The 16,241-nt window shown below is 62.1% G+C and carries 15 protein-coding genes; 11 read left to right on the plus strand and 4 right to left on the minus strand.

Annotation, left to right across the window (positions count from 1 at the left end; all coding sequences use genetic code 11):
- Positions 1-28: 28 nt before the first annotated feature.
- From ASG68_RS11980 to ASG68_RS11990, 3 genes are all read right to left on the minus strand, one after another.
- A complete protein-coding gene (locus ASG68_RS11980) occupies positions 29-1,201 on the minus strand; it encodes a PLP-dependent transferase (protein WP_062578951.1) in 1,173 nt (390 codons plus the stop codon).
- Positions 1,198-1,917 (minus strand): FadR/GntR family transcriptional regulator, encoded by a 720-nt coding sequence (locus tag ASG68_RS11985; protein WP_062578953.1) that lies wholly within the window; start codon positions 1,915-1,917, stop codon positions 1,198-1,200. The genes ASG68_RS11980 and ASG68_RS11985 overlap by 4 nt, the downstream gene beginning before the upstream one ends.
- A 230-nt stretch (positions 1,918-2,147) precedes the next feature.
- A complete protein-coding gene (locus tag ASG68_RS11990) occupies positions 2,148-3,128 on the minus strand; it encodes a LysR family transcriptional regulator (RefSeq protein WP_062579106.1) in 981 nt (326 codons plus the stop codon).
- A 106-nt stretch (positions 3,129-3,234) separates the two neighbouring features.
- On the opposite strand from ASG68_RS11990, the gene ASG68_RS11995 reads away from it, so the two are divergent.
- From ASG68_RS11995 to ASG68_RS12015, 5 genes are read left to right on the plus strand one after another with little or no spacing between them, the layout of a single operon-like run.
- Positions 3,235-4,872: a N,N-dimethylformamidase beta subunit family domain-containing protein gene (locus ASG68_RS11995; RefSeq protein ID WP_062609736.1), complete on the plus strand. Its 1,638-nt coding sequence runs from the start codon at positions 3,235-3,237 to the stop codon at positions 4,870-4,872.
- Between the two features lie 19 nt (positions 4,873-4,891).
- Complete coding sequence (locus tag ASG68_RS12000; RefSeq protein WP_062578957.1) at positions 4,892-6,253, plus strand: aspartate aminotransferase family protein; 1,362 nt, start codon at positions 4,892-4,894, stop codon at positions 6,251-6,253.
- A 4-nt stretch (positions 6,254-6,257) separates the two neighbouring features.
- Entirely contained in the window at positions 6,258-7,187 is a 930-nt protein-coding gene (locus ASG68_RS12005; protein ID WP_062578960.1) for a 3-keto-5-aminohexanoate cleavage protein, read from the plus strand.
- On the plus strand, positions 7,187-7,864 hold the full coding sequence (locus tag ASG68_RS12010; RefSeq protein WP_062578962.1) for a GNAT family N-acetyltransferase: 678 nt from the start codon (positions 7,187-7,189) through the stop codon (positions 7,862-7,864). Before ASG68_RS12005 ends, ASG68_RS12010 begins: the two co-directional genes overlap by 1 nt.
- Before the next feature lie 3 nt (positions 7,865-7,867).
- Positions 7,868-8,884 (plus strand): histone deacetylase family protein, encoded by a 1,017-nt coding sequence (locus tag ASG68_RS12015; protein ID WP_062578964.1) that lies wholly within the window; start codon positions 7,868-7,870, stop codon positions 8,882-8,884.
- Between the two features lie 263 nt (positions 8,885-9,147).
- Here ASG68_RS12015 and ASG68_RS12020 read toward each other — a convergent pair whose 3' ends face one another.
- Positions 9,148-10,440 carry a D-tagatose-bisphosphate aldolase, class II, non-catalytic subunit gene (locus tag ASG68_RS12020; RefSeq protein WP_062604045.1) on the minus strand — a complete coding sequence of 431 codons (1,293 nt, stop codon included), beginning with the start codon at positions 10,438-10,440 and terminating at the stop codon, positions 9,148-9,150.
- Between the two features lie 113 nt (positions 10,441-10,553).
- Between ASG68_RS12020 and ASG68_RS12025 the strand changes: the two genes are divergently transcribed.
- From ASG68_RS12025 to ASG68_RS12050, 6 genes are read left to right on the plus strand one after another with little or no spacing between them, the layout of a single operon-like run.
- Complete coding sequence (locus ASG68_RS12025; protein WP_062578969.1) at positions 10,554-11,336, plus strand: DeoR/GlpR family DNA-binding transcription regulator; 783 nt, start codon at positions 10,554-10,556, stop codon at positions 11,334-11,336.
- A complete protein-coding gene (locus ASG68_RS12030) occupies positions 11,333-12,253 on the plus strand; it encodes an N-acetylglucosamine kinase (RefSeq protein ID WP_062578972.1) in 921 nt (306 codons plus the stop codon). The genes ASG68_RS12025 and ASG68_RS12030 overlap by 4 nt, the downstream gene beginning before the upstream one ends.
- Before the next feature lie 23 nt (positions 12,254-12,276).
- Positions 12,277-13,527: an extracellular solute-binding protein gene (locus tag ASG68_RS12035; protein WP_062578974.1), complete on the plus strand. Its 1,251-nt coding sequence runs from the start codon at positions 12,277-12,279 to the stop codon at positions 13,525-13,527.
- 1 nt (position 13,528) lies between these two features.
- Positions 13,529-14,431, plus strand: coding sequence for a carbohydrate ABC transporter permease (locus tag ASG68_RS12040; RefSeq protein WP_062578975.1), 903 nt, complete (start codon positions 13,529-13,531; stop codon positions 14,429-14,431).
- On the plus strand, positions 14,431-15,282 hold the full coding sequence (locus tag ASG68_RS12045) for a carbohydrate ABC transporter permease (RefSeq protein ID WP_062578976.1): 852 nt from the start codon (positions 14,431-14,433) through the stop codon (positions 15,280-15,282). The genes ASG68_RS12040 and ASG68_RS12045 overlap by 1 nt, the downstream gene beginning before the upstream one ends.
- Positions 15,283-15,294: 12 nt before the next feature.
- Positions 15,295-16,239, plus strand: coding sequence for an SIS domain-containing protein (locus ASG68_RS12050; protein ID WP_062578977.1), 945 nt, complete (start codon positions 15,295-15,297; stop codon positions 16,237-16,239).
- The last annotated feature ends 2 nt before the right edge of the window (positions 16,240-16,241 follow it).

Genomic DNA, 16,241 nt, shown 5'->3' on the forward strand with positions numbered 1-16,241 from the left:
CTTTTTGTTGGGTGGTTGCTTCTTCTTGTCAGCCTACTGACGCGGCAGCGATTGCCGCTTCGATATCGCTCCAGAGGGCCTCCGTTCCCTCCAGGCCGACATGGAGCCGTACTGACCGCGGGCTGATGCCGAAGGCGACCGCGGAATTCGGTTGTGCTTTTTGTGAAAGGACCACTTCGCCCGGCACGATCAGGCTTTCGTGACCACCCCAGCTGACGCCGAGCTTGAACAGGTCGAGATGGTCAGAGAATGTGCGGACGTTGATGCCCTCCTTGAAGATGAAGGAAAACAGGCCGGACGTGCCCTTGAGGCCGGGCGGCAGCTGGTTGGCAAGGCCCGGATAGTTCACGGATTCGACGGCATCATGGGCTTGCAGCCGCTTGGCGATCTCCGTTGCCGACTGCTCATGCGCCTTCATGCGGATCGGCAGGGTGCGCAGGCCACGAATGAGCAGCCAGGCATCGAAAGGCGAAAGCTTGCCGCCGAGATAGGGATAGGTCTCGGCGCGGATGCGACCGATCAGTTCCTTCGAGCCGGCGACGACACCGGCGACGACGTCGCTGTGCCCACCGAGATATTTCGAGGCCGAATGGATGACGAGATCAACGCCAAGCGAAATCGGCTGCTGGAAGATCGGGCTTGCCCAGCTGTTGTCGATGGTGGTGATGACACCGTGTTTCTTCGCCAGTGCCGCGAGCGCTGCGACGTCATGTGTCTCCATCACCCAGCTTGTCGGGCTTTCCAGATAGAGCAACTTGGCGCCGGGCAGGGCCTTGGCGACTTCCTCCTCGTCGCGACCATCGACATAGGTGACCTCGATGTTCATGCGCTTGAAGAAGGTGCCGAACAGGCGAAAGGCATCGGGATAGAGATGCTTGACGGCGACGATGCGGTCGCCCGGCTGCACGAAGGACAGGACGGTGGACGAGATCGCCGACATGCCGCTGGCAAAGCCCATCGCATCCTCGGCGCCTTCGAGCCTGGCCAGCATCTCCTCGAACATGCGCACGGTCGGGTTGAGGCCGCGCGTGTAGATCGGGCGGACTTTTTCGCCACGATAGGAGGAGACCATGTCGTCGTAATCGGTGAAGGTGAAGAGCGAGGTCTGCACGATCGGCGGAACGACGGCGTCATAGGCATTGCTCATGTCGTGGGCGACGATGAGGGAGGCTTCTTCGAACGGATCGAACCCGTTGCTCATTTGGACATTTCCTTGATGTCTTCCTCGACGATGGCGAGGATTTTCAGTGTTTCCGCGCGCGCCGCGTCGGGGTCGCCGGCTGCGATGGCGTTGAAAAGTGTGCGGTGGAACGGGAAGGAGCGGCGGGCGAAGTCCGGCCGGTCGAACGGCTTTTCCCAGAACTGCTCAAAGGCGCCGCGCATCTGTTCGAGCAATTGCTTGAACAGTGGATTGTGGGTGGCATCATAGATGGCAAGATGGAAGGCGAGGTCTTCCGGGCCGGACGTGCCCTTGGACAGGTGCACCCGCTCCATCTCGTTGAGCTTTTCCTCGATGGTCACGAGATCGCCCGCCGTGCGCATGCGGGCGGCGACCATGCCGGCCTCGCATTCGATCCCTCGGCGGACTTCAAGGGTCTTCAACAGCACGTCGCGCAGATGGGTCGTGTCCAGCGACAACGGCATGTGGATGGTCGCGCCGCTGATCGGTTTCAGGAGATAGGTGCCGCTGCCCTTGCGGGCTTCCATGACACCGAGCGCCTGAAAGTGACGAATGACCTCGCGAATGGTGGAGCGGCCGACGGCAAGCGCCGTCATCAGCTCCCGCTCGGCCGGCAAACGATCGCCGGGAGCGAGATTGGAGCGCTGGATATAGTCAGCAAGAGCAGCTGTCACCTGCTGGACCCGGTCGGCCGGGGGCAGGGGCGTCAGGGCCGCTCTTGCATCCTTGTGCTTCATCGTCCGCCTTCCAGCTAAAACCAAATTGGTCTGACATCTGAGCAATAGTGCAAATCATAAAGGCGACGTCAAGCGTGTTTATCGATGCCCGATAACGAACGTGCTTGAACAGGAGATGCAGATCGACGCATTGCAGGGAGATCAAAGGCTGTGGCTCGGCGGTGTAACGGTCGCCGTCGGTCGGAAGCGAAACATGCGAGCGGCAGCATTCCGCCGATGAATGAAGCGCGTTACTCAGCGGACGAAGAAGCCAGCCCCTGCGGATAGGTGCGCTCCGCAAGCGGCGTCGCCTCGATGGCAGCCAGCAGGCGCTCGACCAGAAGCGTTTCGGCCCGGCTGGTGCGGCTGGCGCGTTTCGTCACCAGATAGACGTCGGCCGCCGGCGGGTTTTCATAGGGCGGCAACTGCCAGAGTTGGCGGGTCTCGATATCCGGGGTCACGACATGGATCGGCAGCGGGCCGAAACCGAAGCCCGCCTTGATCAGCCGCCTGACCTCTTCCAGATTGGAAAAGAGGCCGAGCACCTGGCCGGTGAAATTCTCCCGCTGCCGTAGCCGGGCGATCGGCGCCAGGGCGCCGCCGAGATGATCAGTCTTGAAGGAGACGTAATCGAGGCCAGCGAGATCGTGTATCTCGACGCCGGGCTTGCCGAAGAGGGTATGTCCGGGTGCGCAGAAGAAGCCAAAATGCTCGCGGTAGAGCACGGCGTAATCGAGTTCGGGATGCTTGTCATGGGCGAGGCAGATGCCGAGGCCGGCATTCCCGGAAAGAACAGCGTCGATGACGTTCTGGCTGGCGGAGACGGTGGTCGAGAAGGTAACGCGCGGAAAGGTCTTGTGGAAATCGGCGAGATAGCGATCGAGAAACGGGCACTCGATATGGCTGGCAAATGCCATCTCGACATGGCCGGTCACCAGGTCCGGATCGTCGCGCACGAGGTCTGGAAGACCGGTGACGATGTTGAGCATCGTCCGGCATTCGGCATAAAGCCGCTCGCCGGCCGGCGTCAGGCGGAAATGGTTGGCGGAGCGATCGATCAACCGGCACGCCATGTGGGTTTCGAGGCGGCGCAGCGCATTGCTGATGGTCGGTTGTTTCAGCAATAGCCGGTTACCCGCCGCCGTCAGGCTCTTTTCCTCGACGATGACCGTGAAGGTGCGTAGGAGGTTCCAGTCGACCTCCCAGACAAAGCGACGTCTTGGCGTTGGCATGTTCGCCTCATTCATTTCGTGAATGCTGAGGCTTCACCTAATGTATTTGTCTGCTCAAGTCCATTGTGGTTTGATCGACCCTACCAGTAGATCGACGAGGCATCAGGTGACGGACAGAGGCGAAGTTTTTCCCGATTTCGGACTGAGCGTCGAACAGTGCCGCGAGGCCGTGCGCGGGCACTACTATGAGTATCCGGGGATGGATGGCGCTCGTGGCGAGATCTGGTGCTACACGCGGTCGTGGACTTATGCGCCGGGCGCCACGGTTGATCTGCACATCAGTTCGACGACGTCATCGTGCCAGCTGGAGATCATCCGCGACGGTGGTGACGAGACGAGCGTCTACGGCGCGGAAGGGATTACCACCCGGTGGCAGGAGACGCCGGATCAGGTTTCCGTTCTCGGCTGCGGCTGGGAGCCGACGTTCTCTTTCCAAATTCACGAAAGCTGGCCATCCGGCGCCTACCGCATCACGCTGACAGCGGATGGCCGGGATGGAGAGCCGATCATCTGCCATCACCTGATCATCGTCCTGCCGAAGCCCGGTCGCAAGCCTGGCCGCATTCTGCAGGTCGCCGCGACCGGAACCTGGGCGGCCTATAATACCTGGGGCGGATCGAACCATTATCAGGGCATCACCGGCCCGAACCGTGACCAGTTCGCCACCACCGTCAGCGTGGAGCGGCCGCTTTGCCGTGGTTTCGTCGTCTTGCCGCAGGACGCGCCGCGCGTGCCGCTGGAAGTCTCGCTGCCGCCGGGCACCGTGCCGCGCTATCCGCATATGGAATGGGCCTATGCCAATGGCTATTCGAAGAAATATGCGTCTTCCGGCTGGGCGAGCTATGACAGCCTGTTTTTCCGCTGGGCCGAGCGGCAGGGCTACGGCGTCGATCTCGCCAGCCAGCACGAACTGCATGTCGATCCCGGCATTCTCGAAGATTACGACTGCGTCGTCTTCGTCGGCCATGACGAATACTGGAGCTGGGAGATGCGCGATGCCGTCGATGCCTATGTCGACAACGGCGGGCACGTGGCGCGCTTTGCCGGGAATTTCATGTGGCAGACGCGGCTGGAGGACGAGGGGCGCCGGCAGGTCTGTTACAAATATGTGGCCCGCGCACAGGACCCTGTCTACCAAGGCGGCGACGTGACGCGCGCCACCAATTCCTGGGAAGCGCCGGAGATCGGCCGTCCCGGCGCGCTGACCTTCGGGCTCAACGCCACCAACGGCGTCTACGCTGGCTGGGGCGGATGCGCGCCGCGCGGCGTGCGCGGGTTTCCGGTCTACCGGCCCGGGCACTGGGCCTTTGCCGGAACGGGCCTGTTCTACGGCGACCTTCTCGGCGCAGACAGCCATATTTATGGTTACGAGGTCGACGGCCTTTCCTATGAGATTCGCCACGGCCTGCCTTACCCGTCCGTCGACAGCGGCGCGCCCGGTGGGCTGGAAATCCTGGCCTTGGGCATGGCGAGCCAAGTGGAGGAAAGCGATATCCTGGCTGTCGAGGACCAGTTCTTCGGCGACGAGGATGGGCGTTTCATCGCCGAGACGCTGTATGGCGACGACAATGACGAAAATATGGAAAAGGTCCGTTACAGCAACGGCATGATCGTCAATTTCAGGCGCGGCAAGGGCGAGGTTTTTCACGCCGGCACCTGCGAATGGGTTGCCGGTCTCAAGCGCGGCGACGCTATGGTCGAGCGCGTGACCGCCAACGTGCTGAACCGCTATCTCAACCGATAAACCACCAGAGCAAAGCATCATGAACATCCAGACCGAGCGGCCTGCATCCCATCTCTTCTACGTCACGCGCCTGCGCCGGCCGCTGGTCGACCGCGCCGAGGGCATCTATTTCTGGACGCAGGATGGAAAGCGGTTCATCGACGGCTCGAGCGGGCCGATGGTGAGCAATATCGGCCATGGCAACCGGCATGTGATCGAGGCGATGAAGCGGCAGTTGGACAAGACCAGCTTTGCCTATCGGCTGCATTTCGAAAACCAGCCGGCGGAAGATCTGGCCCGTCAACTGGCGGCGAAGATGCCGGGCGATCTCGATCGCATCTTCTTCGTCTCGGGCGGGTCCGAGGCGGTGGAGTCGGCGATCAAGCTGGCGCGGCAATGGGCGGTGGCGACGAACCAGCCGAACCGCTGGAAGGTGATCTGCCGCTTCCCGTCCTATCATGGCGGTACCATGGGAGCGCTCGGCATTACCGGCGACCTGGCGCTGACTGAGACCTTCGCGCCGCAGATCCAGCCGATGCCGGCCATCCCTGCGCCGACGGCCTACCGCGACCGCGACAACCTGGCGATGGAACAGCGCGGCCTGCGCTACGCCGACATGCTGGAGGAAAAAATCCTTGCCGAAGGGCCGGAGAGCGTTGTTGCCTTCATCATGGAGCCAATCGGCGGCGCGGCGACGGCGGCACTGGTCCCACCGGACAGCTACTTTCCGCGCATCCGCGAGATCGGCGACAAATACGGCATCCTGCTGATCCACGACGAGGTGATGAGCGGCGCGGCGCGCACCGGCCGTTATCTCGGCGGGGATCACTGGAATTGCAAGCCGGATATCATCACCTTGTCGAAGGGTATCGGCTCCGGTTATGCGGCCCTCGGCGCGATGGCTGCGTCGGCAAAACTGGTGAAGCCGGTGCTCGACATGGGTGGCTTCCAGCATGGCTATACCTATGCCGGCAATCCTCTCGCCTGCGCGGCCGGTCTGGCTGTTCTGGAAGAGATGGAGAGGCTCGGCGTTGAGGCCAATGCGGCGGCGATGGGCGAACTGCTCAAGGCCGAGTTGGAAGGTCTGTCCAAGCGTTTCCCCTTCATTGCCGGGGTGCGCGGCAAAGGCCTGCTGATCGGTGCCGATCTCGTGGCCGATCCCGTGAATTTCACGCCTTTCCCGAAGGCGCAGGCGACCAACCAGCGGCTGCTCGACATCGCCTATGACAAGGGCCTCATCCTCTATTCCCGCCGGATTCGCGGCGATGGTTACGAGGTCGACAATCTGATCCTCGCGCCGCCGTTGATCATCACGCGTGATGAGGTGATGGAGATGGTCGGTATTCTCGGAGACAGCTTCGAGCAGTTGGCCCGCGAACTCAACCTGCCGGTCAACGGGTGAGGTCATGAAGAACAAGGTCATCATCACCTGCGCCGTCACCGGCTCCGTCCATACGCCTTCGATGAGCCCCTATTTGCCGGTGACGCCGGATCAGATTGCCGAACAGGCGATAGCGGCGGCCGAAGCGGGCGCATCGATCCTGCACCTGCACGCCCGCAATCCTGCCGATGGAAGGCCGACCGCCGACCCGGCGGTGTTCATGCAATTCCTGCCGCGCATCAAGCAGGCGAGCGATGCCGTCATCAACATTTCCACCGGCGGCAGTTCGCTGATGACGCTTGACGACCGGCTGGCGGCAGCGCTGCAGGCACAGCCGGAAATGTGCTCGCTCAACATGGGTTCGATGAATTTCGGCATCTTCCCGCTGGCAAGGCCCGGCATGGAATGGCAGCACGACTGGGAGCCGCAGCTTCTGGAAGCGACGCGCGGGACCATCTTCAAGAACACCTTCGCCGATATCGAGGATATCCTGAAACGGTTGGGCGAAGGCTGCGGCACGCGCTTCGAATTCGAATGCTACGATGTCGGCCATCTCTATTCGCTGAAGCATTTTTACGATCGCGGGCTGGTGAAAGGGCCGCTGTTCATCCAGTTCGTGCTCGGCATTCTCGGCGGTATCGGCGCCGATCCCGACAATCTCAGCCATATGAAGAGGATCGCCGACAAGCTGTTCGGCGCGGACTATCGCTTTTCGGTTCTCGCCGCCGGCCGCCAGCAGATGCCGTTGATCACCATGGGCGCCGCGATGGGCGGCAACGTCCGTGTCGGGCTGGAGGACAGTCTCTATCTGGGGCGCGGCGAACTGGCGAAATCCAATGCCGATCAGGTGAGCCGCATCCGCACCATTCTCGAAGCGCTATCGCTTGAGATCGCGACACCTGATGAGGCGCGCGCCATGCTGGCGCTGAAGGGCGGCGATAGGGTAGCTTTCTGATGGTCGATAGCGCGGAGAATACCATTCATATTCGCCTTGCGACGGCAGAGGATGCCGGGCTGATCCATGCCGGCCTTTTGAAAATCGCCAAGCATCTCGGGTCTGAAGGCAAGGTCACCTCTACTATTGAGGACATTCGCCGGCATGGCTTTGGGGTGCGGCCGGCTTTCGAGGTGTTGATTGCTGAAGCAAAGAACCCCTCCCCAACCCCTCCCCACAAGGGGGAGGGGCTTAACCTGGTCGCCGACCCTTGGAACATCACTGATAGTGTATTTCCGGAGGGTGATAGTCGCAGAGGCCAGCGGCAAGTTAGCCCCTCCCCCTTGTGGGGAGGGGTTGGGGAGGGGTCTTCGGCTTTGCCCGTATTTGCCGGCATGTGCCTCTTCTTCCCCAGCTTCTCCACCTGGCGCGGTGAGCGGGGCGCCTATATCCAGGACATCGTGGTCGATGAGCGGTTTCGCGGCGCCGGCGTCGGCATCGCCCTGATACGCCACACCGCGGCCCATGTGCGTGAGCAAGGCGGGACCTATCTGCGGTTGTCCGTCGATGAAAAGAATGTTTCCGCCCAGCATTTCTACGAGCGGCTGGGGCTTTCCTGGTCGCGGCAGGAGCGCATTCATGCCGCCTATGGCGATGCGTTCCAATCGCTGGCAGGACTGCATGAAAGCGGGGTTTGAGCAATGAAGACGTTTTTTGCCGACGAGCAGCGGAAACATGATCCGAAGATGTTTCTCTCCAGCGGTGCCGCGCAACCGAATCCGGAAAAGCCGGAACGGATCGAACGGCTGTTGGCGGGTGCCCGCGCGGCCGGATCGGAGATCGTTCGACCGCGCGATCATGGCCTCAAGCCGATCGCCGCAATTCATACGCCGGAATATATCGAGTTCCTCGAAAACATTTTTCTGCGCTGGCGGCGGATCGAAGGTGCTTCGGAAGAGGTCATTCCGAACATTCACCCCTTGGCCCGCAGCGGCCGTTATCCGGCATCGGCCGTGGGGCAAGCCGGCTATCATATGGCCGATACGGCCTGCCCGATCTCCGCAGATACCTGGGGTAGCGCCTGCTGGAGCGCGTGGAGCGCGGTCGAGGCTGCGGAAGCGGTGATGGCGGGCGCGCGTTCGGCCTATGCGCTCTGCCGTCCGCCGGGCCACCATGCCTTTGCTGATGTGGCGGGCGGATTCTGCTTTCTCAACAATTCGGCCATTGCCGCCCAGCATCTGCTTGGTTCATCGAAACGTGTCGCCATCCTCGATGTCGACCTGCACCATGGCAACGGAACGCAGGGCATCTTCTATGGCCGCAGCGATGTGCTGACGGTGTCGCTGCATGCCGATCCCGTGCGCTTCTATCCCTTCTTCTGGGGCCATGCCGACGAGCGTGGCGAAGGCGCCGGTCTTGGTTACAATCTCAACCTGCCGCTGCCGCGCAAGACCGCCGATGCCGGGTTCCTCGAAGCGCTGGAGGTGGCCAACCGGCGGATCGAGGCCTATGCGCCGGATGCCCTCGTGGTTGCTCTCGGCCTCGATGCCTTCGAAGGCGATCCCTTCGGTGGCCTGTCCGTCTCGACACCGGGCTTTGCCCTGATCGCCGAGGCGATTTCCAGCCTCGGCCTGCCGACGGTTATCGTTCAGGAGGGCGGTTATCTCTGCGACGAACTCGGTGCCAACCTGACGTCGTTTATGACGGGGTTCAGATAGCGGTCGAATTTGTACACTCGGATTTGGAAGGACGGGCATGCCATTCCCTTCGCCTTGCCTGTGCTTGTCACGGGCATCCAGCCAGCTCAGTCATCCTGAAAGAGTCTTTTGACCCGACGGACGTCGGGTCGCTGGATCCCCGCCACAAGGGCGGGGATGACGGAGAGTGGGGAGCGTCTTTCGTCAAACAATCGGTATTGGGGTCTGTTCGGGGTCTTATGTGCGACTTCACGTATCGATTGTCGCCATCCAAAAAGCGGGTCTCAGTCCGGCTTCTGAAGACCCTGCATCGTCCCGTGTCCGCAGGCAAGCGCATAGGTCCGCAGAACTCTTGTCACAGCCGCCTGCGCCAGCGCCATCGCCGTGGGCTGCGTTTGGCCTGTCATCACCTCCGGCCAGGCGTTGGCGAGATGCTGGCTGATCAGCGTTTCCGGTAGTGACCTGTCGCCGAGCCGGATAAAGAGTTCGCCCACAGCTTTCTGTGCGGTCGCATGGGTCCAGTAGTAGCGGATGCGGTCAGAATAGCTGAAATGGCGCTGGATGCGCTGCTCGTCTGGTGAGCCCGGATAGTAGTTCGCCCAATACCCCGGCTCCGCCTGCATCAGCATTTCCATCGCCGGCTTCAGTTGGGGGGCGGTGTTGTCGAGTTCGGCGGCGATCAGGTCCAGTCCGTACAAGGCCTCGCGCAGTGCAAAGGTCAGGCCCGGGCCGACTTTCAGGATGGAGAAACCGTCCCGCACCAAAGCGCTGAGCGCCTCCAGCGTCTGGTAATCGGTGGAATGGGCCTCGAAGACGAGGTTCGGCATCCGGGCGAGGCTTGCCGACAGCGCCTGAGCGGCTTCCGGCACATAACCGACGACATTCTGATTGCCGAACTCGACCCCCGGCTGGACGACGAGGCCGACAACGCGCTCAAAGGCAGCCTGCAGGTTGCGGGCGGCAAAGGCATTGCGATGGATATCGACCGTGGTCAGCGCCGCCTCGGGCGAGGTGACCTGCAAATGTTCCACCTCTTCCAGCGCTCCGCCCGGGACAGGAACTTCCGTCCCGATGATGTAGACGGGCTCGACCGGGCTATGGGCTTCGGCGATGGCGCAGAGATCGGCGGCGCGGGCGGCGGTTGCCTCGTCGTCCAGCGCCAGTGGCTCGCCCTTGCAGCCCATCGAGCAATCCAGATGGATCTTCTCGAATCCGGCTTCGGCATAGGCCGCGACCATCTTGCGGGCCTTGTCGAGTGCCTGTTCGGCCGGAAGGTTCTTCCAGGGGTTGGGGCCGAGATGGTCTCCGCCGAGAATCAGGCCGGATCGGTCGAAGCCGGTCTCGTCGGCGATGGTTTCAACGAATGAGCGGAAACCGGACGGCGTCATGCCGGTATAACCGCCGTCCTGATTGACCTGATTGCAGGTCGCCTCGATCAACACGGGTTGCCCCATGTGGCGGCCCAGCGACAGCGCCGCGCGGATCACCTCCGGATGGGCCGAACACACGGACGTGACGCCGATGGATGCGCCTTCCCGGTGAAGGGTCGGTAGGGATCGAAGCAATTGCGTGGACATGAGGCCCTCCCGATATAGATTTCTAAAACGATCAATAACGATCAAAAATATGATTGACAATGATTCTTTTGTCGGCAATCTTTGGGACAGGTTGAAAGAAAAGATTGCTCGACATGAAGAACGACCGCGCCCAGGCCATCCGCCAATATCTGTTTTCCAATGGCTCCTCGCCGATCGTGTCGATCGCCCAGGCCGTCGGCGCTTCAGTGCCGACATTGCGGCGCGATCTTGCCGAGCTGGAAGAGCAGGGTGTCATCCTACGCACCCATGGCGGCGCCCGTCTGGCGGAGGAATTCCAGGTCGAAGTGGCGTTCGAGCAGCGCGAGGCACAGTCGCTGGCTGCCAAGCGCGCTATCGGCGATCTCGCCTATGAAATGTTGCAGCCCGGCTCCTCGATCTTTCTCGATTCCGGCACGACCGTGCTGCAACTGGCACGCCGCATCCGCGTCAATCCGATCCCTCTCAACGTCTTCACCAATTGCCTGCCAGCGGCGCAGATGCTGATTGATGTCGAGGGCGTCAAAGTGACGGTTCTCGGCGGGCAGTTGCGCAAGGAAAACTCCTCGATGGTCGGTCCGCTGGCCGAGGAAATGCTGCAGCGCCTCTGGTTCCGCCAGCTGTTCCTCGGCGCGGGCGCCATTGCCGAGGATGGGTATCTCAGCTCGCTCGACGAGAACGAAGCGCGGCTCAACTCGGTGATGCTGGCGCGTTCCGAACAGCGCATCCTGCTGGCCGATTGCGGCAAGTTCGGCCAGAGGCTCACTTATCGCGTTGCACCGCTCAGCGACCTGCATACCGTCGTCACCGATGACGAGATGTCGGCGGAATGGGTCGAGCGGATCGAGGCCATCGGCGTCTCGGTGCGGCAGGCCGAACAGCCGGGCGGCGCGCGATGAGCGTCGTCTTGGGGCTCGATTCCGGTGGCACCAAGACGCTGGCCGCGATTGCGGATCAGGACGGGCAGGTGCTGCGCCAGTGGACCGGCCCCGGCTTCGATCCGATGGCTGGTGATCAATGGGTCGACCATCTTCGCACGGTTGCCGACGTTCTGGGTGAAGGACAGTCGATTGCCGCCGTGGTTCTGGGGCTTCCCCTGCATGGCGAGGTCGATGCGATCAGCGAGCGGCAGCGTGCGGTGGCGGCTTCGGTTTTCGATTGCCCGCATCTCGTGCTCAACGATGTCGAAGTCGCCTGCGATGGCGCCTTTGCCGGTGAAGACGGCGTTCTGGTGCTCTCAGGAACCGGCAGCATGGCCTGGGCCAAGGTCGGCGGCAAAAATCTGCGTTCTGGTGGTTGGGGTGATGCTTTCGGAGACGAGGGCTCCGCTTACTGGATCGGCCGGCAGGCTCTGTCCATGGCGACGCAGGCGCTCGACGGCCGCCGCGATGGGCCGGAATTTGCGCGCACGATCCTTGCTGCTTGCGGGGTCGATGAGACGCAGCTGATCGGCTGGGCCTATGGTCAGGACAATGCGCGGTCCGGCTTTGCCGATCTGGCGCGCACGGTCGATGCGCTGGCCGATGCCGGTGATGCAACGGCGATCGCAATTCTGGAAGAGGCGGCTGAGTTTCTGGCGGATCTGGGATTTGCCGCCCGGCGCGCCTTCGGTCAGCCATCGCTCGCCTGGTCACATGCCGGAAGTGTCTTTCGCTCACGGCTGATCCGGCAGGAAGTCGAACGACACCTCGGGTCGCCGATGGCGCCAAGGCTTCCGCCAGTCGGAGGGGCGCTCTGGCGGGCCGCCAAACTGGCCGGTTGGCCAGCCGATGCCGGCTTTATCCGATCCGTCGCCGCGCATTTTAAGAATCAATAAGCAAAAACAGGAGAACAGCTGAAATGAAACGTCGCACCTTGCTTTCCGCCGCGCTTGCGCTCGGCCTCACAACCGCATTCACCCCCATCATGGCTGTTGCCGCAGATGCGCTTCCCGTGCTGCTGCCGCCATGGGTCACGCTCCCGAAGGAGATGACCGACAAATACACCGCCAAGACTAGCGGCACGCTCGATATCCAGACGCTCGGCTGGGACGAGATCCGCACCAAGATCGTCACCTCGATGATGGCGAGCAAGGCTCCGGCTTCGGCGACCGAAATGGACTGGTCTTGGGTCGGCCAGTTCGGCAGCGCCGGCTGGTATGACGACCTCTCCGGCATCCTGACCGACGAGATGAAGGCCGACCTGCCAACCACCTCGATCTTCACCTTCGACGGTAAGCTGATCGGTGTTCCTTACAACAACGATTTCCGCGTGATGATCTACAACAAGGGCCATCTGGCAAAGGCCGGTATCGCGACCGCGCCGACGACGCCGGATGAATTGCTGGCCGCAGCCAAGGCGATCAAGGAAAAGGGCGTCGTCGAACATCCGATCGGCCTGCCGCTTTCGGCAACCGAAGGATCGGCGACCGCCTGGTACCTGCTGACCAAGGCATTTGGCGGTGATCTGTTCGATGCCGATCTGAAGCCGCTGTTCGTCGATCCCGAAAGTGCCGGCTACAAGGCGATGGCCTTCGAGGTCGCCGCGCTGAAGGACGGCCTGATCGATCCGGCCGCCACCTCGCTGAAGGATGTCGAAATCCAGGAGCTGTTCAAGTCGGGCAAGATCACCTTCGATATTGCCGGCTGGGCCGGAAACCTCGCTGTCTACACCGACGCCTCGAAATCGCAGGTAGCGGAGGATGCCGCAGCCGCTCTCGTTCCGAACGTGAATGGCAAGTCGCGGACCATCGGTCTGCCGGGCGCGCTCGGCGTTCCCGTCTCGGCCGGCGACAAGGAAACGGCACATGCGTTCATCAACTGGATGCTCGATGCCGACACGATGATCGACAACTATACCAAGCTCGGCAACCTGCCGACGCGCCTGTCGGTGCTCAAGCAGTTGAACGACGAGGGCAAGCTCAAGCAGGGCGACGTGCTGATTGAGCAGGCCGGTGTCGTCGAGCCGCTGTTTGCCGGTGGCACTCCTGGCTGGTATCCGGAATTTTCCGGCGCCGTCGCGACCAACCTGAACGCCGCGGCCAAGGGCCAGATCTCGGTGGATGATGCCGTCAAGGCGATCGCTGCCGCGGCCGAAGAGGCGCAGCAGTAACATGACATCCAGCTTCGTATCGAAGCGCGCCTTCCTGGGACGGGAGGCGCGGCTGGGGCTGTGGCTTTCCGCCCCCATCATCCTGATCATGGGTGGGCTGGTTATCCTGCCCCTGATCGTCACCGTGGTTGACAGCTTCTTCCGCGTCGAGCCGATGAAAATGGGAACGCCGTTCGTCGGCCTTCGCAACTACATCGCCCTGATGACCGATCCGAACGTGCTGCAGAGCTGGACCAATACGCTGGTCTATGTGGTGATCTCCGTCACCATCGAAACGCTCGGCGGTCTTGCTGCCGCCTTGCTGCTCAACCGATCCGGCAGCGCACGCCGCTGGCTGCTTGCGATCGTCATCCTTCCCTGGTGCCTGCCGCCGGTGGTCAATGCCATCATCTGGCTTTGGATCTATAATCCGAGCTACGGCCTGCTGAACGGCCTGCTGCAATCCGTCGGGCTGATTTCGGAAAACCAGGTCTGGTTCAACGATCGCTTCACGGGACTGGTGCTGGTCTCGGTCGTGCATGCCTGGCGCATGATGCCGCTGACCGCAATCATCCTGCTTGCAGCGCTGCAATCCATTCCGTTCACCCTGTATGAGGCCGCAAGGCTTGATGGTGCAACACCGTGGCGGCAGTTCTCGCTGATCACCCTCCCGTTGATATCAAGCGGTCTCGCCATCGCGCTCAGCCAATCCACGGTCTTCGCCTTCAATCTGTTCGATGAAGCCTGGATCCTCAACGGCAGCTCGATGGATACCCGCAGCATCATGGTTCAGGTCTACATGATGGCCTTCCAGAACCTGAAATTCTCGCTCGGCATGGCCCTGTCGATCCTGGCGATGATCGCATCGCTGGCGGTCTCGGCGCTCTATGTCCTGCGCGTCTACAAAGAGACGAGGTTCGACTGATGCGGCGGCTTGGTTTCTATCTCGGTTGTGCGGTTCTGATCCTCTGGTCGCTCGGCCCGGTCTATTGGTCGCTGGTCACGTCACTGACGCCGCCGAATGCGCTGGTTAGCGATCAGTTGCACCTCTGGCCGCAGCAGATCACGCTGGAACATTACGGCAAGCTGTTCGGCGCGACGTCGACCAGCCAGGGCAATGAAGTGCAGTCGGTCTGGCCGCAGTTTTCGCGCGCCCTGTTCAACAGCGTGCTGACCTCGCTTCTGGCCACGGTCGTGACGGTGGTGATCGCCGCCTTCGGCGCCTGGGCTTTCGTCCGGCTTCGCTTTCCCGGTCGCGACACGATGTTCGTGCTGATCGTCGCGACGCTCGGCGTGCCTGCCTATACGGTGATGATCCCGCTCTACCGGATCATGATCGGGGCAGGGTTGGTCGATACCTATCTCGGCGTGACGCTAATCTATGTCTCCGCCTTTCTGCCGCTGGCCCTGTGGCTGATGCGCAGCGTCTATCAGGCCATGCCGTTGTCACTGGAAGAGGCGGCCTGGCTGGATGGGGCTTCCAAGCTCTACACGCTGGTGCGCATCGTCCTGCCGCTCGCCGGACCGGGCTTGATGGCGACGGCGATCCTGACGTTTCTCTCGGCCTGGGGCCAGTTCATGGTTCCGCTGGTCTTCTCTCCGACCCTGAGCACCAAGCCGCTGACGGTGCTCATTCCCGAATTCGTAACCCGCAACTATGTGGACTACGGCCTCATGAACGCGGCCGGGATCGTGGCGATCGTACCGCCCGCCCTGCTGGTGCTCTTCCTCAATCGCTTCCTCGTGCAGGGCCTGATGGCCGGTGCGAGCAAATAAAGGACTGCAGACATGAATCTGACCGAAAAAGTCATCAAGGAACAATTCCCCTTCTGGGAAAAGGCACTCGTCCAGCCGCTGCCGAAGGTCTCTGCCAAGACCGTCGTCGTGACAGGCTGCGGCACGTCCTTCTATCTTGCCCAGACCATCGCCGTAGCGTTTAACCAGAATGGCCAGCCGGCCGTCGCGGTGCCGGGTGCGGAATGGGCGGTGCGCCCCGGTGACTATGTCGTCGATCTCTCCGATGTCTGCGTCATCGGCATTTCCCGCTCTGGCACCACGACCGAGACCGTCCAGGCTGTCGAGGCCTCGCGCAAGGCCGGCATGAAGACCATCGCCATTTCCTGCGAGCCGGACACAACGATCCTCAAGGCCGCCGATATCGCCGTCTACCTACCGACGCATGGCGAGGAAGGCATCGTCATGACGGTATCGGCCTCGCTGATGCTGCTCGCAGGCCTGCGCATGGCCGGCGTCAAGCTGGGTTCCGTGGCCGAAGCTCATGCGGCGCTTGCTGCCGCCGAAGCCGCCGTGCCGCTGATCAAGGATCGCACCCATTACGTCTATCTCGGCGCTGGCCCGCTTTACGGAATGGCGACCGAGGGCTGCCTGAAGCTGCAGGAAATGTCGATCACCTTCAGCCAGGCGTTCCATCCGCTGGAATATCGCCACGGCCCGATAAGCCTGATCGACAGCCAGTCCGTCGTCGTTATCCTTTATTCGCCGGAGACGCTGGAAGACGAGGCAAAGGTTGCCCGCGAAGTGCAGGCCTTGGGCGCGCATGTCATCGGTCTGGGCGGCCCCGGCGACCTGTCGATCCCGTTGTCGCAGGCCGGTCCGGCCCGCGCGCTCGAACTCCTGCCGGCGCTGCAGATCATCGGCGAGCGCGTCGCCAACCAGAAGAACATGGACACGGCCCAGCCGCGCCATCTGAGCAAAGTCGTCGTTCTCCAGTAAGA

The sequence above is a fragment of the Rhizobium sp. Leaf453 genome (genome assembly GCF_001425605.1).
Classification (GTDB): Bacteria; Pseudomonadota; Alphaproteobacteria; order Rhizobiales; family Rhizobiaceae; genus Pararhizobium.